This window comes from Microbacterium neungamense (assembly GCF_024971095.1).
Classification (GTDB): domain Bacteria; phylum Actinomycetota; class Actinomycetes; order Actinomycetales; family Microbacteriaceae; genus Microbacterium; species Microbacterium neungamense.
This window is the reverse complement of sequence record NZ_CP069717.1, coordinates 1,124,088-1,142,894: the sequence shown is the minus strand read 5'-3', so window position 1 is coordinate 1,142,894 and position 18,807 is coordinate 1,124,088. Positions and strand designations below refer to the sequence as shown.

Here is an 18,807-nt window from a genome sequence, read left to right as displayed (position 1 = left end):
CCGCGACGGGTGCCGTATCGTGAACCGGGTGACCAGGATCATCGCCGGAGCGGCCCGCGGCGTGCGTCTCGACGTCCCCGGCGCCGGCACCCGGCCCACCAGCGACCGCGTGCGCGAATCGCTGTTCGGGGCGCTGGAATCCATGGACGCCGTGCACGGCGCCCGGGTCCTCGACCTGTACGCCGGCACGGGCGCGCTCGGGCTCGAGGCGTGGAGTCGCGGGGCGGCGTCGGTGGATCTCGTGGAGCGCTCCCGCCCTGCCGCGCTCGTCGTCAAGCGCAATGCGGCCGCGGTGGCGAAGTCGATGGGCGTCGGCCGGGCGGCGCAGGTGCATCAGGCCACCGTGCGGGGCTTTCTGCAGCGCGGTCTCGGCGCCTACGACCTCGTGTTCACCGACCCGCCGTACGACCTCGACGACGCCGCCATGACCGGGGACCTGGTCGCCCTCGCGCCGCTGCTGTCTGCGCACGCCGTCGTCGTCATCGAACGGGCCCGGCGTTCCTCCGCGCCGGACGTCGCCGCCGCGGGGCTCGAGATCGTCCGCGAGAAGAGCTACGGCGACACCGCGGTGTGGTGGGCGGTGCCGGTCGCCTGATGACTCGCCGTCGGCGGGTCAGTCCGCGACGGCGTCCCAGTCGCGATAAGGGTCCCAGCCCTGGGCGCCCACGGGTTCGCCGTCGCAGGTCACCCGGTGCGCACCGGCATCCGTCACCACGCCGATGCGGCGGAAGCCGGGAGGCAGGATGTCGCCGGGGAAGGCGGCGAGCAGAGCGTGGTCCTCGCCCCCGGCCAGCGCACGCGCCGGATGCGGGCCGAGGGCGTCGCTCTCCAGAGCGATGGTGACACCGGATGCCGCGGCCATCCGCGACGCGTCGAGGGCGAGTCCGTCCGAGACGTCCATCATCGCGGTCGCGCCGGCGACCGCGGCGACCGGTCCGAGTCCGATCGGCGGCGCGGGGCGCAGCTGCGCCTCGACCGCCCGCCGTTCGGACGGATCCAGCCGGGACGGGTCGACCGGCACGGCCGTCTCGCCGTCGCGGAACCGGCCGAACAGCAGCGACAGTCCGTGGGCGGCGAGCCCCATCTCCCCCGCCACCGCGACGACGTCGCCGGGACGCGCGCCGGCGCGGGTGACGGCCGGCCGTCCGCCGAGGTCGCCGAGCGCGGTCACCGCGATCGTGAGCACGTCCGACACCGTGAGGTCGCCGCCGACGACGGCGCAGCCGGGCGCGAGCGCCGCGCAGCAGTCGCGCAGACCGTCCGCCATGGCCTCGACGAACGACAGGCGGGTATCGCGCGGGACGGCCAGCGCGACCAGCAGACCGGTGGGGACGGCGCCCATCGCGGCGACGTCGGCGAGGTTGACGGCGGCGGCCTTCCAGCCGAGGTCGTATCCGCTCGACCAGGCGAGCCGGAAGTCGGGACCGTGCACGAGGGTGTCGGTCGTGGCGACGACCGAGCCGGAGGGGGCGGCGATCACGGCGGCGTCGTCGCCGGGGCCGAGGATGCTGTGGGCTGCGGGAACGGTGCGCGCGAGGATCGCCCGCAGCACGTCGCCTTCGGAGATCTCGCCGAGGGTCGGGTCGCCGGCGGGTTCGGATGCCATGGTCACAACGGTAGCCTGGATGCATGCTCCGTCGTTTCGCCGCCGTCCTCGGCGTGCTCGCGACGCTCGCCCTGGCCGGATGCTCCAGCACCGTGCACCTCGAGCCCGCGGACGACGCGAACAACCCCGCGTGCGCGGAGGTGACGGTGCGGCTGCCGGAGGTGGTCGCCGGCCAGGAGCGGCGATGGACGGATGCCCAGGCGACCGGCGCCTGGGGTGAGCCGACCGCGGTGATCCTGTCCTGCGGGGTGACCGTGCCCGGACCGACCGCGGAGCTGCAGTGCGTCACGCTGGAGGGCATCGACTGGCTCGTGGACGAGTCGGATTCGCCACGGCTGCGGATGACGAGCTACGGCCGCGACCCGGCGGTGCAGGTGTTTGTCGACACGGAGCGGGTCAGCTCGAACGAGGTGCTGACCAACGCCGGGCTGGTCTCCGCGGTGCGGACGATCCCCGCCGAGCGCTCCTGCATCGCGCCGGACACCCTCCCCGAGGGCTGACCTCCCCCGGACGCTGCGCCTGTCGAAGCGCCCCCACATCAGACGGACGCTGAGCCTGTCGAAGCGTCCGCCCCGCCACTGCGAACGTTCTCCACACTTCTCACCTCAACGCCCTCGCGTCGCTTCGCGTGCGTGAGACTTCTGCGATGGCATGGATGTACATCCTCCGCTGCAGGGACGGCACGTACTACACCGGCAGCACGGCGATCGACGTCGAAGCCCGGGTCTGGGAGCACAACAACGACGAGCGGGCAGCGTCCTACACGCGCAAGCGGCGCCCCGTGACCCTCGCGTACGCGGAGTTCTTCGACAGCGTCGAGGCGGCATTCCGTCGTGAGAAGCAGGTTCAAGGATGGTCGCGAACGAAGAAGGAGGTGCTCATGGCCGGGCGTGGTGATGAGCTGCCGCAACTCTCACGAACACGGCTGGGTTCGAAGGGGACTGCCGAGGGAACGGCGGACGCTTCGACGAGCTCAGCGTCCGAGCGATGAAGGGGACGCTTCGACAGGCTCAACGACCGGGAGCGGCAACGACGGGGAGCGGGACGGGGTGGGGTCAGCGGTGGAGGGCGGATTCGATGAGCTCGGTGATGAGGTCGCGGTAGCTGAGGCCGGAGGCGATCCAGCACTTCGGGAACATCGATATCGGGGTGAACCCGGGCATCGTGTTCAGCTCGTTCACCACCAGGCGCCCCTCGGGGGTGAGGAACATGTCGACGCGGGCAAAGCCCTTCCCGTCCACCGCCTCGAACGCGCGGATGCCGGCATCCTGCACCGCCGCGACCTCCGCCTCGGTGAGCGAGGCCGGGCACACCACGTCCACGCCGTCGCCGCCGAGGTACTTGCCCTCGAAGTCGTAGAACCCGCGGGAGGTCAGCACGATCTCGCCCGGGAGCGACGCGCGCACGGCATCCGCCCCCTCCAGCACCGCCACCTCGATCTCGCGACCGGTGATGCCGGTCTCGACGAGCACCTTCTCATCCTCCACGAACGCGACCTCGAGGGCCGCGTCCAGCTCGGACGGGTCGGTCACCTTCGACACGCCGACGCTCGATCCGGCCCGGGCCGGCTTCACGAACAGCGGCATGCCGAGCGCCTCGATCTCGGCGCGCAGCGCGGCGGCATCCCGCTCCCACGCCCGGCGTCGCACCGTCACCCAGGGGGCGACCTCGATGCCGGCGGCCTGCAGCGCGACCTTCATGAAGTGCTTGTCCATGCACAGCGCGGAATCGAGCACGCCGCCGCCGGCGTACGGCACCTCGAGGGTGTCGAAGAAGCCCTGGATGGTGCCGTCCTCGCCGTGCGTGCCATGCAGGATCGGCAGCACCACGTCGACCTCGCCGAGGTCGACGGTCGAGCCGTCCGGAGCGGCGACGCGCAGCATCCGATCCCCGCCGGGCTCAGGCCACCGCACCCGCGTGCCGTTGTCGACGACCTCGGGCAGCTTGGCGGCGTCGAGGGCGAACTTCGCGGGGTCGTCCTCCTCGAGGACGAAGGCGCCCTCCCGGGTGATCCCGACCGGGATCACCGCATAGCGGTCACGATCGATCGCGGCCAGCACCCCGCCCGCCGTTGCGGAACTGATCGAGTGCTCGCTGGAACGCCCGCCGAAGAGCACCACCACCGTCTGTCTGTCCAAGATTGGTCCTCTCCCCCTGCGGGGTGTCGTCGTCCGTCGTCAGGTGCGGAGCGATGTCGCGCGGGTTCATGGTGCCGTCCAGCACCATCTTCACCTGCTCGACGATGGGCATGTACACGTCCGACTCCCGCGCCAGCTGCAGCACCGGCGCGACCGAGGCCAGTCCCTCCGCGGTCTGCTCCATCTGCTTGACCACGTCGTGGAAGCTGTACCCCTGGCCGAGCAGCCGGCCGGCGGTGTTGTTGCGGCTCAGCGGCGACTGGCAGGTGGCGATGAGGTCGCCGAGGCCGGCCAGGCCCTGCAGGGTCTCCGGGTGCGCGCCGTTGGCGACCGCGAAGTCCGTCATCTCCACCAGTCCGCGGGTGATGATCGACGCCTTCGTGTTCTCGCCGTAGCCGACGCCGTCGACGATGCCGATCGCCACCGCGATCAGGTTCTTCAGCACCCCGCCGAACTCGGTGCCGATTACGTCGGTGTTCACGAAGGAGCGGAAGTACGAGTTGCGGGCGGTGCGCGCGACGGCATCCGCCGTCTCCTGGCTGCGCGAGGCGATCACCGCCGCCGTGGGCTGCTCGCGGGCGATCTCCAGGGCGAGGTTGGGTCCGGATGCCACCGCGATGCGCATCGGATCGCAGCGCAGCTCCTGCTCGATCACCTGGCTCATCCGCAGCCCGGTGGTGCGCTCGACGCCCTTCATCAGGCTCACGATCGGATAGTCGGTGCCCTCCAGCAGCGGCCGCAGCGCCTTCAGGTTCTCCCGCAGCGACTGGCTGGGCACCGACAGGTACACCTGCTCGGCGCCGTCGAGGGCGCGGGCGAGCTCGTGGGTCGCGGCCATGGTGCGCGGCAGGTTGATGCCGGGCAGGTACTTCGAGTTGCGCTTGGCCTCGGCGATCTCGTGCGCGAGCTCCGGACGCCGGGCCCACATCGTCACCTGGGCGCCCCCGTCGGCGAGGATCTTGCCGAACGTCGTTCCCCAGCTGCCGGCCCCGATGACCGCGACCCGCGGTCCCGCCGGGGTGCTGTGTCGTCTAGGAGTCAAGGCGTCCGGTCTCCTTCTGGCCGTGATCGGTCGGGTTCCAGCGCTCCGGGGGCGCCTTCTCGCCGCGTGCCTGCTCGAGCAGGGCGGTGATGGCTTCCATCAGACGACGGGTGGCCTCGGCGAGGGCGGCCTGGTCGCCGGCCTTGCCCTGCAGGTCGCTGAGGTCGATCGGGTCGCCGACGATGACCTGCACCGGCTTGCGCGGCGGCCACAGGCTGATCCCCTTCTGGTACCGGCCCATGATCCGCTGGGTGCCCCACTGCGCCATCGGGATGAGCGGGATGCCGCCGGCCAGCGCCAGCCGCACCGCCCCCGACTTGCCGCGCATGGGCCACAGGTCGGGGTCGCGGGTGAGCGTACCCTCGGGGTAGACGATGACGCCGCGGCCGTGCGCGACGAGCTCCCGGGACTGCGCCATCGTCTGCTTGGCGGCCGAGGCGGATGAGGCCCGCGCCACGGGCACCATGCCGGTGCGGCGCAGGATCCAGCCCACGACCGGGATGCGGAACAGGCTGTCCTTCGCCATGAAGCGCGGCAGCCGCTTCATCCGCCACACCGCGACCGCCACGATGAGCGGGTCGAACTCGGTGTAGTGGTTGGGGGCGAGAACGAACGCGCCCTCGCGGGGCAGCTTCTCCGCGCCGACGATCCTGATCCTGGCCAGGTAGGAGATGATCGGGATGACGACCACCGCCAGCGGCCAGAAGAGAGAGGGCCGGCTCCGTTCCGAGGCAGCCATCAGATCACCGGACGACGTCGAAGTCGGCGCCGAGCGCCTGGAGCTTGTCGAGGAACTTCTCGTAGCCGCGGCTGAGGATGTCCACCCCCGACACCTGCGACTCGCCCTTCGCGGTCAGAGCCGCGATCACGTGGCTGTACCCGCCGCGCAGGTCCGGCACGACGATGTCGGCCGCGTGCAGCGGGGTGGGGCCGGTGATCACGGCCGCCTGCTCGAGCTCGCGGCGCGGCACGCGGCGAGGACCGTCCTGCAGGCCGTGCGGGTGCACGACGATGTCGGCGCCCATCTTCACCAGCGCCTGCGTGAAGCCGAACCGGTTCTCGTAGACGGTCTCGTGCACGATGGAGCGGCCCGCCGCCTGCGTGAGCGCCACGATGAGCGGCTGCTGCCAGTCGGTCATGAACCCGGGGTGCACGTCGGTCTCGACGACGACCGGCTTCAGCTCGCCCTCACGGCGGAAGAGGATGCCGTCCTCCTTCACGTCGAACCAGCCGCCGGCCTTGCGGAACACGTTCAGGAAGGTCAGCATCTCCTGCTGGCGGGCGCCGCCGACGAAGATCTCGCCGTCGGTCGCCAGCGCGGCGCACGCCCAGGACGCGGCCTCGTTGCGGTCGAAGATGCAGCGGTGGTCGTAGCCGCGCAGGTGCTCCACACCCTCGATGAGGATGACCCGGTTCGGCTCGTAGGAGATGATCGCGCCCATCTTCTGCAGCACGCCGATCAGGTCCATGATCTCGGGCTCGATGGCCGCGTTGCGCAGCTCGGTGACGCCCTTGGCGCGCACGGCGGTGAGCAGCACCTGCTCGGTGGCGCCCACACTCGGGTACGGCAGGTGGATGTTCGCCCCCTTGAGCCCGTCCGGGGCGGAGAGGCGGATGCCGCTGGGCAGCTTCTCCACGATCGCGCCGAACTTGCGCAGCGCGTCGAGGTGGAAGTCGATGGGGCGGTCGCCGATCCGGCATCCGCCCAGGTCGGGGATGAACGCCTGGCCGAGACGGTGCAGCAGCGGGCCGCAGAACAGGATCGGGATCCGGGATGCCCCCGCGTGCGCGTCGATCTCCTCCATGTGCGCCGACTCGACGTCGCTCGGGTCGAGCACGAGCGAGCCGGGCTCGGTGCCCTCGCTCACGGTGACGCCGTGCACCTCGAGCAGCGAGCGCACCACGGCGACGTCGCTGATGTCCGGCACATCGCGCAGGACGCTGGTGGTCTCCCCCAGCAGCGAGGCGACCATCGCCTTCGTGGCGAGGTTCTTCGCGCCCTTGATCTCCACGCGGCCCCGCAGCGGACGGCCGCCGCGGATGGCGAGGACGGAACCGGCGGGAACCGAGATCTCCTCGGGGACGGCGTCGCGCACGGGTGTCGTCATTCGGGCCTCTTCCTCGTCTGCATTCGCGGCGGTCGCCGCGTCGTCTGCGTGGTTCACGGCGGATGCCGCTGGGGCTCGTGACCCCCGGCCCACACCGTCTCCCGGCCTAGCGGACGGGAAGCGTGCGTGGCCGCCACGATTCGCGGCGGGCCTCGAACTGAGCGATCTTGTCTTCGTTGCGCAGCGTGAGCCCGATGTCATCGAGCCCCTCGAGGAGCCGCCACCTAGTGTAATCGTCGATGCCGATGGCGACCTGGAAGTCGCCGATCGTGGCCGTCCGCGCCTCGAGGTCGACGGTGATCGTGCGACCGGGCTCCTGGTCGATCAGCGCCCAGATGCGCTCGATCTCCTCCTCCGAGACGGTCGCGGCCAGCAGTCCCTGCTTGCCGGAGTTGCCGCGGAAGATGTCCGCGAAGCGGGGGCTCAGCACGACGCGGAACCCGTAGTCGCGCAGCGCCCACACGGCGTGCTCGCGGCTGGATCCGGTGCCGAAGTCGGGGCCGGCGACGAGCACGCTGGCGCCCCGGAACGGCTCCTGGTTCAGCACGAAGTCGGGGTCCTGCCGCCAGGCGTGGAACAGCGCGTCCTCGAAGCCGGTCTTGGTGACGCGCTTGAGGAAGACGGCGGGGATGATCTGGTCGGTGTCGACGTTCGACCGCTTCAGCGGCGCGGCGATGCCGGTGTGCGTGGTGAACTTCTCCATGATCAGGCTCCCACCTTCTCGGTCGACGTCGCGGACGCTTCGGCGGGCTCAGCGTCCGCAGGGTCGAGGTCGCTCGGGCTGGAGAGCGTGCCGCGCACGGCGGTGGCGGCGGCGACCAGCGGCGACACCAGATGCGTCCGGCCGCCCTTGCCCTGGCGGCCCTCGAAGTTGCGGTTCGAGGTCGACGCGCAGCGCTCCCCCGGCGCGAGCTGGTCCGGGTTCATGCCCAGGCACATCGAGCATCCGGCGAAGCGCCACTCGGCGCCGAAGTCGGTGACGATCTTGTCGATGCCCTCGGCCTCCGCCTGCAGGCGCACCCGCGCGGAGCCGGGCACGACCATGACGCGGACGCCCTCGGCCTTCTTGCGGCCCTTGATGATCGACGCGAAGGCGCGCAGGTCCTCGATCCGGCTGTTCGTGCAGGAGCCCATGAAGACGGCATCCACGGCGACGTCCTTCAGCGGCGTGCCCGGCTTCAGGTCCATGTACTCGAGGGCGCGCTCGGCGGCGGCGCGCTCGCTGGCATCCGTGAAATCGGCCGGGTGCGGCACGGAGCCCGACAGCGACGTGCCCTGACCCGGGTTGGTGCCCCACGTCACGAACGGCTCGAGCTCGTTCGCGTCGATGAAGACCTCGGCGTCGAACACGGCGCCCTCGTCGGTGGGCAGCGTCCGCCAGTAGGCGACGGCATCCTCCCAGTCCTGGCCCTGCGGCGCGTGCGGGCGTCCCTTCAGGTATTCGAACGTGGTCTCGTCGGGCGCCACCATGCCGGCGCGGGCGCCGGCCTCGATCGACATGTTGCAGATGGTCATGCGGCCCTCCATGGAGAGCGCGCGGATCGCGCTGCCGCGGTACTCGAGCACGTAGCCCTGGCCGCCGCCGGTGCCGATCTTCGCGATCACCGCGAGGATGATGTCCTTCGCGGTCACGCCCGGCTTCAGCTCGCCCTCGACGTTGATCGCCATCGTCTTGAACGGCTTCAGCGGCAGCGTCTGGGTGGCCATGACGTGCTCGACCTCGCTGGTGCCGATGCCGAACGCCATCGCGCCGAAGGCGCCGTGCGTGGAGGTGTGCGAGTCGCCGCACACCACCGTGATGCCGGGCATGGTGAGCCCCAGCTGCGGGCCGACGACGTGCACGATGCCCTGCTCGGCATCCCCCAGCGAATGCAGGCGCACGCCGAACTCGGCGGCGTTGCGCCGCAGCGTCTCGATCTGGGTGCGGCTGGTCGGGTCGGCGATCGGCTTGTCGATCGCGAGCGTGGGGGTGTTGTGGTCCTCGGTCGCGATCGTGAGGTCGAGGCGACGGATGCCGCGCCCCTCGGCGCGCAGGCCGTCGAAGGCCTGCGGGCTGGTGACCTCGTGCACCAGGTGCAGGTCGATGTAGATCAGGTCGGGCTCGCCGTTCTCGCCCTTCACGACGAGGTGGTCGTCCCAGACCTTTTCCGCCAGCGTGCGCTTGGTGGCCTTCTCGGCGGGGGTGTGCGGTCGCGCCTGCGTGGTCATGCGGTCTGTTCCTTCTGGCTCGGTGTGTCGGCCCGCAACGGACTCCGCGACGAGGAAGGCCTTAGATCGAGGTCTCGCCGCGGCCGCTAAGAAGGAGAACCACCCGCCGCATAGCGGTCAGTTTACACCGCTGCGACGGGTGGTCCTCCTCAGGTTGCGGACGCCTCAGTGCTCGAGCGCCTCGGCCTTCTTCGCCCGCCGCTCGCGCGACGAGGCGATCAGGCTCGCCGCGGTGGCGACGAGCATCGACGTGAGGATCACGCCGAGGGAGACCATGTTGTTGATGTCGGGCACCCACTCGACGTGGTGGCCGCCGTTGATGAACGGCAGCTCGTTCACGTGCAGCGCGTGCAGGATGAGCTTCACGCCGATGAAGCCCAGGATGACGGCGATGCCGTAGTGCAGGTAGCGCAGCCGGTCGAGCAGGTCCCCGAGCAGGAAGTAGAGCTGGCGCAGGCCCATCAGGGCGAAGATGTTCGCGGTGAAGACGAGGAACCCGTTCGTGGTGATCTCGAAGATCGCCGGGATCGAGTCGATCGCGAACATCAGGTCGGTGATGCCGATGGTGATGAACACGATGATCATCGGCGTCCACATCCGCTTGCCGTCGACCGTGGTGCGCAGGCGCGCACCGTCGTAGCCGTCGCTGATCTCGATGCGGCGGCGCAGCACGCGCACGATGAAGGTCTCGCGCTTGACCTCGTCCTCGTGGTGCTCCTCCTCGGGCATCGCCTGACGGATCGCCGTCCAGATCAGGAACGCGCCGAAGATGTAGAAGATCGGCGAGAAGCTCTCGATCACGGCGACGCCGACCAGGATGAACAGTCCGCGCAGCACGAGGGCGATGATGATGCCGACCATCAGCACCTGCTGCTGCAGCCGGCGCGGCACCGCGAACTGCGCCATGATCAGCACGAACACGAAGAGGTTGTCGATGGAGAGGCTGTACTCCAGCGCCCAGCCGGTGATGAAGTCGCCGGCGTGGCTCCAGCCGCCGATCGTGCCGAGGAGGACGGCGAACAGCATCGCGAGGGCGACGTAGAAGACCACCCACAGCGTGGACTCGCGGGTGGAGGGGATGTGCGGACGCAGCTTGATCAGCAGCAGGTCGGCGATGAGGACGATCGTGAGCACGACCATCGAGGTGATCTCGAACCAGACGGGGATTGCCAAGGGCGCACGGCCTTTCGATGAGGGGTCGGTAACGGGCCGAAAGTCTCTCCCCCGCCGATGGCGGCACGCGTCCGGAGCGACGACGATGTGCTCGTGATGACGAACGCGCGAACCGGGATACTCCCTCTCGCGGAACTCATCGTACCGGACCCGGATGCGGGTCTGAGACGATGAGACCTCCTTCGACACTCTCAGGCGAGAGAGACCGATCGGAGCATGATGCCGGAGCGCAGCGACGACCAGGAGTGGGCGGCGAGGGCCGCGGCGGGAGACCAGCAGGCCTTCCGGGCGATCTACCGCGCCCACATCCGCCCCGTGTACTGGATCGCCTACGGCGTGCTGGGGTCGGCGGCGGATGCCGAGGACATCGCCCAGGAGACGTTCGTCGTCGCCTGGCGCAAGCTCCCCGGCCTGCAGCTGGCGGGGACGTCGCTGCTGCCCTGGCTGGCGACGATCTGCCGGTTCCAGGCCGCGAACCGGCTGCGGCTGCTGCAGCGCGACCGCGCGCACACGGCGGATGCGGTGGGTGAGACCGTCGCCGACGTCGTGAACGTCGAGGACCAGGTGATCTCCGCCGAGCTCGCCGAGCGGATCGCGGAGGAGGTCGGGTCGCTGAGCGAGCTCGACCGCGCCGTGTTCCGGCTGTGCGCGGTCGAGGGCTACGCCTACCGGGCGGCCGCCGACGAGCTCGGCGTGAGCCACGCCGCGGTCCGGAACCGTCTCTCCCGGGTGCGCACGCATCTGCGCGGCGCCGTCAAGGAAGTGAGAGACGCATGAGCGAGAACGTGGTCGAGCTCCCTCCCCTGAGCGAGGAGAGCATCGAGCGGATCGAGAGGCGCGTGTTCGCCGAGATCGAGTCGGAGCGGCCGCCGCGGCGCGGCGCACGCCGGCGCGCGCGGGCGGTCTGGACGGGACTCGGCATCGCCGCGGCGTTCGCGGTGGGGGTCGCGGTGACGCCGCCGCTGCTGTCCGCGGTGTCCCCCGCATCCGACGACGCCGCCTCCACGTACGGCGCCGAGGGCGGCTCCTCCGGCGGCGCCGCGGACTCGGCGACGACGGATGCCGGGCAGGGCGAGTCCGCCACGGCGCCGGAGGGCGTCACCGGGCTGTCCGGCGGGTCCGCGCAGTCGGACCGCTCCGCCGCGACGGACGAGGGCGGCGAGGGGCGGGAGATCATCGCCGCCGGTCAGCTCTCGCTGGAGGTGCGCGACATCCCCGCCGCCGTCGACGGCGTGGAGGCGGTCGCGGAGGAGCACGGCGGGTACGTCGAGGCGACGGATGTCGGCGGCGCGCCGACGGCGTACGACGCGACCGTGCCGTCGCCGGTGCCGCCGGACGGGGAGTACGGCTGGGTCACCATCCGGGTGCCCTCCGCCGATCTCACCGCCGTGATGGACGAGCTCGGCGAGATCGGGGACGTGGTGCGCTCCTCGGTGTCACGGCAGGACGTGACCTCGACCGCCGTGGATCTGCGGGCGCGCGTGGAGGCGACCCGGGCGTCCGTGCAGCGGCTCACCGAGCTGATGGCGAGGTCGGCGACGGTCGCGGAGCTCATCGAAGCCGAGGTGGCGCTGACGGATCGGCAGGCGCAGCTGGAGTCGTACGAGCAGGAGCTGAAGAACCTCGAGGAGCAGGTGGCGATGTCGTCGGTGCGCGTCGAGCTGAGCGAGAGGACCGCGGCGGAGACCGCCGACCCGGCGGGCTTCGCGGACGGGCTGCTGGCCGGGTGGAACGGGCTGGTGGCGTCGCTGAACGCGGTCGTGATCGCCGTCGGCTTCGCCCTTCCGTGGCTGGCCGTGGCCGGCGTCGTCTTCCTCGTGGTGTGGCTGATCCGCCGGGGACGACGGCGCGCGCGAGCGATGGACGAGGCGCAGAACCCCTGACCCCCGCTGCGGATAGCCGTCGCGGCCGGTGATGTAAACCCCCTCGGCGCGCCGCGCACCGGCGGGCTAGCGTCCGGGGCATGGACACGCTCGACTTCCGGCCGCGGACGGCCATCGTCACCGCATCCGACTCCGGCATCGGCGCCGCCACCGCCCTCGCTCTCGCCGATGCCGGCATGGACGTCGGCATCACCTGGCATTCCGACGAGGAGGGCGCGCAGCGCACCGCCGCCGGGGTGCGGGAGCGCGGCCGCAAGGCCGTGGTGACGAGGTTCGACGCCACCGACCTCGACACGGTGCCGGGGGTGGTGAACCGGCTGGCCGACGAGCTGGGCGGTCTGGACGTCTTCGTGAACAACGCGGGCGGCAGCCCCCAGCACCCGTTCCTGGAGACCACGGTGCAGGAGTGGCGGGACATCCTCGCGCTGAACCTCGACGGCGCCTTCGTCGGCATGCAGGCCGCCGCCCGGCGCATGGTCGAGGCCGGCCACGGCGGGCGGATCGTCGCCGTCACCAGCGTGCACGCGCATCAGCCGCGGATCGGGCTCACCGCGTACACGACCGCCAAGCACGGCCTGTCCGGCCTGATCGAGACGATGGCGCAGGAGCTCGGCCAGTTCGGCATCACAGCGAACGCCGTCGCCCCGGGCGAGATCGCGACGCCGATCAACAGGATGGAGTCCGAGGACGCCGAACGGACGCACCGGCCCGGTGTGCCGCTCGGGCGCCCCGGCAAGCCGGAGGAGGTGGCCGCCGTCATCGCGTTCCTGGCGTCCCCCGGCGCCAGCTACGTCACTGGCGCGAACTGGACGGTCGACGGCGGGATGCTGCAGATGGGACCGCAGGCGGGATCGCATCTCCCGGACGATGAATGGCGGAAGGGCTGAGCTGCGGGAATGAGCACCGCGCCGGGAACGACGAAAGCCCTCGGAGATCCGAGGGCTTTCGTCGTGTTGTGACCCCAGCGGGATTCGAACCCGCGTTACCGCCGTGAGAGGGCGGCGTACTAGGCCGCTATACGATGGGGCCGTCCGGCCGATTTCTCAGGCCGTCCTTGCAACCGTTCAAGTATGACATGACGATTCGGCGCGCTCCAAATCGAGCCGGGCCGCATCGCGATCACGGGCGTGTCGCGCCGGATGACGGGTTGCCCGGATGCCCCGCCGGCGGTTGACTGCTCTCATGCGCGTCACGAAGTACGAACATGCCGCCCTCCGCATCGAACGCGCCGGGGATGTGCTGCTGATCGACCCGGGGTCCTTCACCACTCCCCTGGACGACCTCGGCGGCGTGGCCGCGGTGGTGATCACGCACGAGCATCCGGACCACTGGACACCCGGGCACCTCGACCGCGTGCTCCGCGAGGCGCCGGATGCGGTGGTCTTCGCGCCGCAGAGCGTCGCCGACCTCGCCGCGGAGCACCCCATCACCGTCGTCTCCCCCGGCGACCTCGTCGCCGCCGGCCCCTTCACGCTGCGGTTCTTCGGCGGGGAGCACCAGATCATCCACTCCAGCCTGCCGCGCATCCCGAACGTCGGCGTCCTCGTCGACGACGAGCTGTACTACCCCGGCGACTCCTACGCGGTCCCCGAGGGTGTCGAGGTGGGCACGCTCGCCGCTCCCCTGGGCGCCCCGTGGCTGCGGATCGGCGACGCCATGGACTTCGTCCTGGCCGTCCGGCCGCGACGGGCGTTCGGCACGCACGACATGACGCTGTCCGCGATCGGCAAGGAGATGCACCGGCAGCGCCTGCGGTGGGCGACCGAGCAGGGCGGCGGGGAGTTCTTCGAGCTGGAGCCCGGCGACTCCCTCACCATCTGATGCCGGACTCTCCGGCATCCGAGGTCACCGTCGGCGAGGCGGACGTCCGCCGCCTGCTCCGGCGGAGCGCACCGCACCTTGCGGAGCTCCCGCTGCAGCGTGCCGCCGAGGGCTGGGACAACAGCATGTGGCGGCTGGGCGCGGACCTGGCGGTGCGGATGCCGCGCCGCCAGGCCGCCGCGCGGCTCATCGCGCACGAGCAGCAGGCGCTGCCCGCCCTCGCCCGGGCGCTGGCGCCCACGGGCGTCCGCGTTCCCGAGCCGCTGCTCGTCGGCGCGCCGGACGGCCGGTACCCGTGGAACTGGTCCATCGTGCCGTGGCTGCCCGGTCTGCCGGCGATCGAGACGGCGCGCGCGGATCGGACCGCCTGGGCGGCGCAGCTCGCGCGGGCGCTCCGGCATCTGCATCGGCCGGCACCGGCGGATGCCCCCGCGAACCCGGTGCGGGGCGTGCCGCTCGCGCGGCGCGACGGCGCCATCCGCGCGCGACTGGACGGGATCGGTCCGGGTCGCGTGGCCGAGTTCCTCCGCGCTGCGTGGGATGCCGGACTCGCGGCACCAGCGGCCACGGAACGGGTGTGGATCCACGGCGACCTGCATCCCGGGAACCTGCTCGTCGAGGACGGCTGGCTGCGGGCGATCATCGACTTCGGCGACGTCACCGCGGGCGATCCCGCCTACGACCTCGCCGGCATGTGGCCCGCGTTCGACGCCGACGGCCGGCGAGCCTTCCGGACGGCGATCGGCGACCGGTACGACGCCGCCACCTGGACGCGGGCGCGCGCGTGGGCCGCGGCCCTGGCCGCGATCCTGCTGCACGCGAGCGACGATCTGCCGGCGTTCCGTGCGCTGGGCGAGAGCACCGCCGCCGAGCTCATGGCCGATCACTGACCCCGGCGGGGAACACCGGGCGATCGCCCCGGGTCACCGGCCGGATCCGGTCAGGCGGGCTGGGACGCCCGTACGCGGAGGTCGCGGGCGAGATGGTCGCGCTGCTCGAGGACGAGGCGGCGCAGGGCGGCGGGCGCGTCCTCGTTCTCCGCCAGCCACGCGTCCACGGGATCGAGCGTGTCGCCGGCGGGGAACAGGCCCACCACCAGCCGCTGCGCGATCTCGATGCTGCGCTCCGCCCAGGCCGAGCGGATGCGGCGGAAGTACTCCTCGTCGAAGCCTGCGACCAGGTCCCGCCGGCCGCCGGCGCGGAATCCGGCGATCGTGGCGTCGAGGTGGTCGTTGCTGAGCGATCGGTCCTCCCACGCCGCCCGCCAGGCCTCGGCGCGCACGGCGGGGTCCGGCCGGGAGGCGAGCGCGCGGACGAACCATTCTTTTGCAATCGTGGGCGCCGTGAGGATCCAACCCCCCCGCACCGTCGGGCAGGTGATAAACGCCGTCCCCACGAGAGAACACGGGTGCGACGTCCACATGCCCGCCTGTCTTGTAGAAGACGCGATTTGCCTGCCCTCGCGTGCCCACCTGCTGGATCAGCGTCCCACTGTAGGCGTCGCGAATCCTGTAGATGAACGCATGAGAATTATTCCAGTACTTATCCGGCTCTTCACGAACGAGGGTGTAGTCGGTTGTGCGCGTCGGTGGCCGGGTAGGGGTCGAGGTCTCCCGGATGATGGAAGTTCTTCACGCTCGCCATCCCGAAAGACCTCGACGTGCTCCACCCTACTTTCGCGACCCCTGACCTGACCACGTTCTGCCGCCTCGACGAGCTCGGCCTCGTCGCCGTCGGCCAGCTGATCGAGCCGGATCGGGCCGCGATCGAATGCCGCGTCGTCGAGGACGACCCGTGGTGTCGGAAGTGCGGTGTCGAGGGCGTGCCGCGGGGCACGGTCACGCGTCGACTGGCGCACGAGCCGTTCGGGCACCGGCCGATGACCCTGCTGGTGCGGGTGCGCCGGTACCGGTGCGGACACTGCCGGCGCACGTGGCGGCAGGACATGACGCGGGCAGCGGCGCCGCGTGCGAAGATCTCCCGCGGCGGCCTGGAGTGGGCGCTGCGGGGCATCGTCATCGACCACCTCACCGTCACCCGCGTCGCCGCAGGTCTCGGGGTGTCCTGGAGTGCCGCGAACGCCGCCGTCCTCGCGGAAGGCAAGCGGCGCCTGATCGACGACCCCGCCCGGTTCGACGGGGTCACCACGATCGGTGTCGACGAGCACGTCTGGCGACACACGAGGCTGGGCGACAAGTACGTCACCGTGATCATCGACCTCACGCCCGCGAGGAACAAGACCGGGCCGGCGAGGCTGCTGGACATGGTCGAGGGCCGCTCCAAGGCGGTGTTCAAGCAGTGGCTCGCCGCCCGCCCTGCGGACTGGGCGAAGCGGATCGAGGTGGTCGCGATGGACGGCTTCGCCGGGTTCAAGACCGCTGCCGCCGCGGAACTCCCCGACGCCGTCCCCGTCATGGACCCGTTCCACGTGGTCCGCCTCGCCGGCGACGCGCTGGATGTCTGCCGGCGTCGGGTCCAGCAAGACACCACCGGTCACCGCGGGCTCAAGGGCGACCCGCTCTACAAAGCCCGCCGCACCCTGCACACCGGGGCGAGCCTGCTCACCGACCGGCAGCGGGCACGCCTGGACGCAGTGTTCGCGAGCGAGGAGCACGTCGAGGTCGAGGCGACCTGGGGCATCTACCAGCGCATCGTCGCGGCCTACCGGGAGCCCGACAAGAAGAAAGCGAAGGCGATGATGCAGGAGGTGATCGCTGCGATCAGCAGCGGCGTTCCCGCGGCGCTCGTCGAGGTCCGCAAGCTCGGCCGGACCATGAAGCAGCGGGCGGGCGACATCCTCGCGTTCTTCGACCGCCCCGGCACCAGCAACGGCCCGACCGAGGCCATCAACGGGCGGCTCGAACACCTCCGCGGCTCCGCCCTCGGCTTCCGCAACCTCACCCACTACATCGCTCGGTCGCTGCTCGAACCCGGAGGGTTCAGACCCGCGCTACACCCTCGTTCGTGAAGAGCCGGGTATCTCGACTCGCGTGCCACGTACAGCTGAGTGAGTCTCATCGCCTGACTGGCCGCGTTACTTATGGCCGAATTGATCGCGCGCTGTTGAATGCCGTTGTAGGAGACAATGGTAACCACCGCAAGGATCGCGATAACGACGATGACGATCAGTAGCTCCACAATGGTGAAGCCTTGAAAATGGGATATGATTCTGTTTCGAGAGCCATACATATATGCGCCCGGAAGCATGAGCGCAATAAGTCAAGTCATGCTTGCTAAGCAGCTCACGTCGCCTCCCGGCCTCACCAGCCGGCAATGCTTGGTCCGTCGAAGTCGGCGGGTCGCTCTACGGCGAGATGCGGGTCGAAGTGACCGCACTCCGGACAGCGGTCGCCGCCATCGACCGGGCGCATCACGACGTTGCAGTCGGGGCAACGCGGCCGTGCGCCGAAGTCGAGATCGTTCACTGCCAGCGCAAGCCCTCGCGCGAACTAGTTAGGCCGCAGCTGGCTCGAGGACCGACAACCCCTGTGCAGACGGTGCCAGCTCCAGCACGGTTTGGTCGGACTCCGTGAAGAGAGGGAGGCCGCTGGGAGCAGAGTGCAGCGCCCGCGCAAGCCGAGCGAAGCTCGTGCGTGCGTTCAGCGTGCCCTTGCCCGCGAACGACACCGGGACCTTGCTCGCATCCAGTCGCAGCGTGCTGAGATCGTCGAGCAGCCCCACCAACTGTGACTGCCGCTCGGCCAGGCCAGACAGTTCCGCCCGAAGGACGTTCTCGACGTGCGGCAGCGAACGATCAGGGTTCGAGAACTCCGCCGCGATCTTCTCCAGAACGACCACGCGTGCTCGGAGCGCGAGGGCTTGGTACGTCTGCCCGACCATCCGCTCGAACTCCTGGATCGGGTTCTCACGATTGCTGACGAGCGACTTCATCAGGTCGGGGCCGTAGACGCGGTCGGCGTCTGCATGCTTCGCCGCGATCTCCAGCCAGCCGTCGAGCCGCTCGATGTAGGAGTTGGTAAGGGAGTCGAGCTCTCCGAACGCGTGGTTCGCGGTGTTGAGAGCCGGAAGCGTCGCCTGGTCGAGCAGATAGCCAGCGACCTTCCGCGCCTGCTTCTCAGCCGTCGTCAGCACCGAGCGCTCCTGCTTATCGAGGTGCAGCTGTACTCCCGCAACCGCGTTCTTGATTGCGTCGAGCTTCATGTTCATCTGGTGCTGCGCGAGCATCTCAGCGGCCATTGCAAGGCCCACGGTCGCGATCAGCGGACCAGCAGCCACGGTGGCGCCAGTACCCGCCGCTGCGGCCGGGACGAGGCGCGCGTGCCCCGCGATCTTTGTCGATCCAGCGGCACGAACCATGCCCCGGAATCCACCGCCGACCGCAGGCACGAGGTCTCGGGCAGCCGCGCCCGTCGGCAGCACGACCCGATAGAGCCCCTCGCCAGCAGATGCCGCGCGATTGATCTGCCCGACGGCCTGCCCGATCGCCTTAGCGAACGCACCCGTGGTCGGTGCCACCATGCCCGACGCCGTGCTCTTGGTCGGGGCCACCGGGCGCGTGATAAGTAGCGCTTCCCGGTTGAGCAGCATGCGGAGCATCGCCTCGGTGCTCGGCTCTGCGCTCATGGGCACGAGCGGAACAACGACAGCTTCTTCAGGCTCCATGCTTCCTCCAGATCGATCTCCTGCACATTCTGTCAGCAACCGCGGACATAGCTCCCGCTCCTGCGTTCGACGAAGTCTGAAGCGCCTGTAAGTCTCTGAAGTGGCTGGCCTGGGGTCGGCTGGCAGGGTGGGTGCTGGTGCTCCGTCTGGTCGTGACTCTTGAATCGCCTGGCCTCCCGCTTCGGCGGGGTGCCTTTCCCAGGAT

General features: G+C 70.5%; 20 protein-coding genes and 1 tRNA gene. 9 read left to right on the top strand and 12 right to left on the bottom strand.

What is annotated here, in order from left to right; genetic code table 11:
• The first annotated feature begins 28 nt into the window (after positions 1–28).
• A complete protein-coding gene (gene rsmD / locus JSY13_RS05460) occupies positions 29–595 on the top strand; it encodes a 16S rRNA (guanine(966)-N(2))-methyltransferase RsmD (protein ID WP_259608002.1) in 567 nt (188 codons plus the stop codon).
• An 18-nt stretch (positions 596–613) separates the two neighbouring features.
• Here the strand turns inward: rsmD and thiL are convergent, their stop codons facing one another.
• Complete coding sequence (gene thiL, locus JSY13_RS05455) at positions 614–1,606, bottom strand: thiamine-phosphate kinase (protein ID WP_259608001.1); 993 nt, start codon at positions 1,604–1,606, stop codon at positions 614–616.
• Positions 1,607–1,629: 23 nt separating this feature from the next.
• Here thiL and JSY13_RS05450 point away from each other — a divergent pair, with 23 nt between their 5' ends.
• Positions 1,630–2,106, top strand: a complete 477-nt coding sequence (locus JSY13_RS05450) for a DUF3515 domain-containing protein (RefSeq protein ID WP_259608000.1) — start codon at positions 1,630–1,632, stop codon at positions 2,104–2,106.
• Positions 2,107–2,252: 146 nt separating this feature from the next.
• Positions 2,253–2,597, top strand: a complete 345-nt coding sequence (locus JSY13_RS05445) for a GIY-YIG nuclease family protein (protein ID WP_259607999.1) — start codon at positions 2,253–2,255, stop codon at positions 2,595–2,597.
• Positions 2,598–2,661: 64 nt separating this feature from the next.
• On the opposite strand, the gene JSY13_RS05440 is transcribed toward JSY13_RS05445, so the two are convergent.
• The 7 genes from JSY13_RS05440 to JSY13_RS05410 all read right to left on the bottom strand — a co-directional run bounded on the left by JSY13_RS05440 (position 2,662) and on the right by JSY13_RS05410 (position 10,275).
• Positions 2,662–3,744, bottom strand: coding sequence for a D-alanine--D-alanine ligase family protein (locus tag JSY13_RS05440; RefSeq protein WP_259607998.1), 1,083 nt, complete (start codon positions 3,742–3,744; stop codon positions 2,662–2,664).
• On the bottom strand, positions 3,644–4,786 hold the full coding sequence (locus JSY13_RS05435; protein ID WP_259607997.1) for an NAD(P)H-dependent glycerol-3-phosphate dehydrogenase: 1,143 nt from the start codon (positions 4,784–4,786) through the stop codon (positions 3,644–3,646). The genes JSY13_RS05440 and JSY13_RS05435 overlap by 101 nt, the downstream gene beginning before the upstream one ends.
• Positions 4,776–5,525, bottom strand: a complete 750-nt coding sequence (locus JSY13_RS05430) for a lysophospholipid acyltransferase family protein (protein WP_259607996.1) — start codon at positions 5,523–5,525, stop codon at positions 4,776–4,778. Before JSY13_RS05430 ends, JSY13_RS05435 begins: the two co-directional genes overlap by 11 nt.
• 4 nt (positions 5,526–5,529) lie before the next feature.
• A complete protein-coding gene (gene murA, locus JSY13_RS05425; protein WP_259607995.1) occupies positions 5,530–6,894 on the bottom strand; it encodes a UDP-N-acetylglucosamine 1-carboxyvinyltransferase in 1,365 nt (454 codons plus the stop codon).
• Between the two features lie 106 nt (positions 6,895–7,000).
• Positions 7,001–7,597 (bottom strand): 3-isopropylmalate dehydratase small subunit, encoded by a 597-nt coding sequence (leuD, locus tag JSY13_RS05420; protein ID WP_259607994.1) that lies wholly within the window; start codon positions 7,595–7,597, stop codon positions 7,001–7,003.
• Positions 7,598–7,599: 2 nt separating this feature from the next.
• Positions 7,600–9,102 carry a 3-isopropylmalate dehydratase large subunit gene (leuC, locus tag JSY13_RS05415; RefSeq protein WP_259607993.1) on the bottom strand — a complete coding sequence of 501 codons (1,503 nt, stop codon included), beginning with the start codon at positions 9,100–9,102 and terminating at the stop codon, positions 7,600–7,602.
• A gap of 165 nt (positions 9,103–9,267) precedes the next feature.
• Complete coding sequence (locus tag JSY13_RS05410; protein WP_259607992.1) at positions 9,268–10,275, bottom strand: TerC/Alx family metal homeostasis membrane protein; 1,008 nt, start codon at positions 10,273–10,275, stop codon at positions 9,268–9,270.
• A gap of 216 nt (positions 10,276–10,491) precedes the next feature.
• Between JSY13_RS05410 and JSY13_RS05405 the strand changes: the two genes are divergently transcribed.
• From JSY13_RS05405 to JSY13_RS05395, 3 genes are all read left to right on the top strand, one after another.
• The gene (locus JSY13_RS05405) at positions 10,492–11,052 is read left to right on the top strand and encodes an RNA polymerase sigma factor (protein ID WP_432806439.1); all 561 of its coding nucleotides are present in this window, start codon (positions 10,492–10,494) and stop codon (positions 11,050–11,052) included.
• Positions 11,049–12,158: a DUF4349 domain-containing protein gene (locus tag JSY13_RS05400; protein ID WP_259607991.1), complete on the top strand. Its 1,110-nt coding sequence runs from the start codon at positions 11,049–11,051 to the stop codon at positions 12,156–12,158. Before JSY13_RS05405 ends, JSY13_RS05400 begins: the two co-directional genes overlap by 4 nt.
• Positions 12,159–12,238: 80 nt before the next feature.
• Positions 12,239–13,045, top strand: a complete 807-nt coding sequence (locus JSY13_RS05395) for an SDR family oxidoreductase (RefSeq protein ID WP_259607990.1) — start codon at positions 12,239–12,241, stop codon at positions 13,043–13,045.
• A 69-nt stretch (positions 13,046–13,114) separates the two neighbouring features.
• Here the strand turns inward: JSY13_RS05395 and JSY13_RS05390 are convergent.
• Positions 13,115–13,187, bottom strand: a tRNA-Glu gene (locus JSY13_RS05390).
• Between the two features lie 153 nt (positions 13,188–13,340).
• Between JSY13_RS05390 and JSY13_RS05385 the strand changes: the two genes are divergently transcribed.
• A complete protein-coding gene (locus JSY13_RS05385; protein ID WP_259607989.1) occupies positions 13,341–13,979 on the top strand; it encodes an MBL fold metallo-hydrolase in 639 nt (212 codons plus the stop codon).
• Positions 13,979–14,869, top strand: coding sequence for a phosphotransferase (locus tag JSY13_RS05380; protein WP_259607988.1), 891 nt, complete (start codon positions 13,979–13,981; stop codon positions 14,867–14,869). The genes JSY13_RS05385 and JSY13_RS05380 overlap by 1 nt, the downstream gene beginning before the upstream one ends.
• A 50-nt stretch (positions 14,870–14,919) precedes the next feature.
• Here JSY13_RS05380 and JSY13_RS05375 read toward each other — a convergent pair whose 3' ends face one another.
• A complete protein-coding gene (locus JSY13_RS05375; RefSeq protein ID WP_259607987.1) occupies positions 14,920–15,402 on the bottom strand; it encodes an ERAP1-like C-terminal domain-containing protein in 483 nt (160 codons plus the stop codon).
• Positions 15,403–15,639: 237 nt separating this feature from the next.
• On the opposite strand from JSY13_RS05375, the gene JSY13_RS05370 reads away from it, so the two are divergent.
• Positions 15,640–16,947, top strand: coding sequence for an ISL3 family transposase (locus JSY13_RS05370; protein ID WP_259607986.1), 1,308 nt, complete (start codon positions 15,640–15,642; stop codon positions 16,945–16,947).
• On the opposite strand, the gene JSY13_RS12670 is transcribed toward JSY13_RS05370, so the two are convergent.
• Entirely contained in the window at positions 16,884–17,168 is a 285-nt protein-coding gene (locus JSY13_RS12670) for a type IV pilin protein (RefSeq protein WP_432806449.1), read from the bottom strand. The two genes, JSY13_RS05370 and JSY13_RS12670, sit on opposite strands and share 64 nt — an antisense overlap.
• A 264-nt stretch (positions 17,169–17,432) precedes the next feature.
• Positions 17,433–18,563: a hypothetical protein gene (locus JSY13_RS05365; protein WP_259607985.1), complete on the bottom strand. Its 1,131-nt coding sequence runs from the start codon at positions 18,561–18,563 to the stop codon at positions 17,433–17,435.
• Positions 18,564–18,807 lie beyond the last annotated feature (244 nt).

Excerpts from the sequence above, each read along its gene's own strand:
- murA (WP_259607995.1), bottom strand. The coding sequence starts at position 6,894 with ATGACGACACCCGTGCGCGACGCCGTCCCCGAGGAGATCTCGGTTCCC.
- leuC (WP_259607993.1), bottom strand. The coding sequence starts at position 9,102 with ATGACCACGCAGGCGCGACCGCACACCCCCGCCGAGAAGGCCACCAAG.
- JSY13_RS05430 (WP_259607996.1), bottom strand. The coding sequence starts at position 5,525 with ATGGCTGCCTCGGAACGGAGCCGGCCCTCTCTCTTCTGGCCGCTGGCG.
- JSY13_RS05450 (WP_259608000.1), top strand. The coding sequence starts at position 1,630 with ATGCTCCGTCGTTTCGCCGCCGTCCTCGGCGTGCTCGCGACGCTCGCC.
- thiL (WP_259608001.1), bottom strand. The coding sequence starts at position 1,606 with ATGGCATCCGAACCCGCCGGCGACCCGACCCTCGGCGAGATCTCCGAA.
- leuD (WP_259607994.1), bottom strand. The coding sequence starts at position 7,597 with ATGGAGAAGTTCACCACGCACACCGGCATCGCCGCGCCGCTGAAGCGG.
- JSY13_RS05445 (WP_259607999.1), top strand. The coding sequence starts at position 2,253 with ATGGCATGGATGTACATCCTCCGCTGCAGGGACGGCACGTACTACACC.
- JSY13_RS05385 (WP_259607989.1), top strand. The coding sequence starts at position 13,341 with ATGCGCGTCACGAAGTACGAACATGCCGCCCTCCGCATCGAACGCGCC.
- JSY13_RS05400 (WP_259607991.1), top strand. The coding sequence starts at position 11,049 with ATGAGCGAGAACGTGGTCGAGCTCCCTCCCCTGAGCGAGGAGAGCATC.
- JSY13_RS05395 (WP_259607990.1), top strand. The coding sequence starts at position 12,239 with ATGGACACGCTCGACTTCCGGCCGCGGACGGCCATCGTCACCGCATCC.
- JSY13_RS05405 (WP_432806439.1), top strand. The coding sequence starts at position 10,492 with ATGATGCCGGAGCGCAGCGACGACCAGGAGTGGGCGGCGAGGGCCGCG.
- JSY13_RS05365 (WP_259607985.1), bottom strand. The coding sequence starts at position 18,563 with ATGAGCGCAGAGCCGAGCACCGAGGCGATGCTCCGCATGCTGCTCAAC.
- JSY13_RS05375 (WP_259607987.1), bottom strand. The coding sequence starts at position 15,402 with ATGTGGACGTCGCACCCGTGTTCTCTCGTGGGGACGGCGTTTATCACC.
- JSY13_RS12670 (WP_432806449.1), bottom strand. The coding sequence starts at position 17,168 with ATGTATGGCTCTCGAAACAGAATCATATCCCATTTTCAAGGCTTCACC.
- JSY13_RS05380 (WP_259607988.1), top strand. The coding sequence starts at position 13,979 with ATGCCGGACTCTCCGGCATCCGAGGTCACCGTCGGCGAGGCGGACGTC.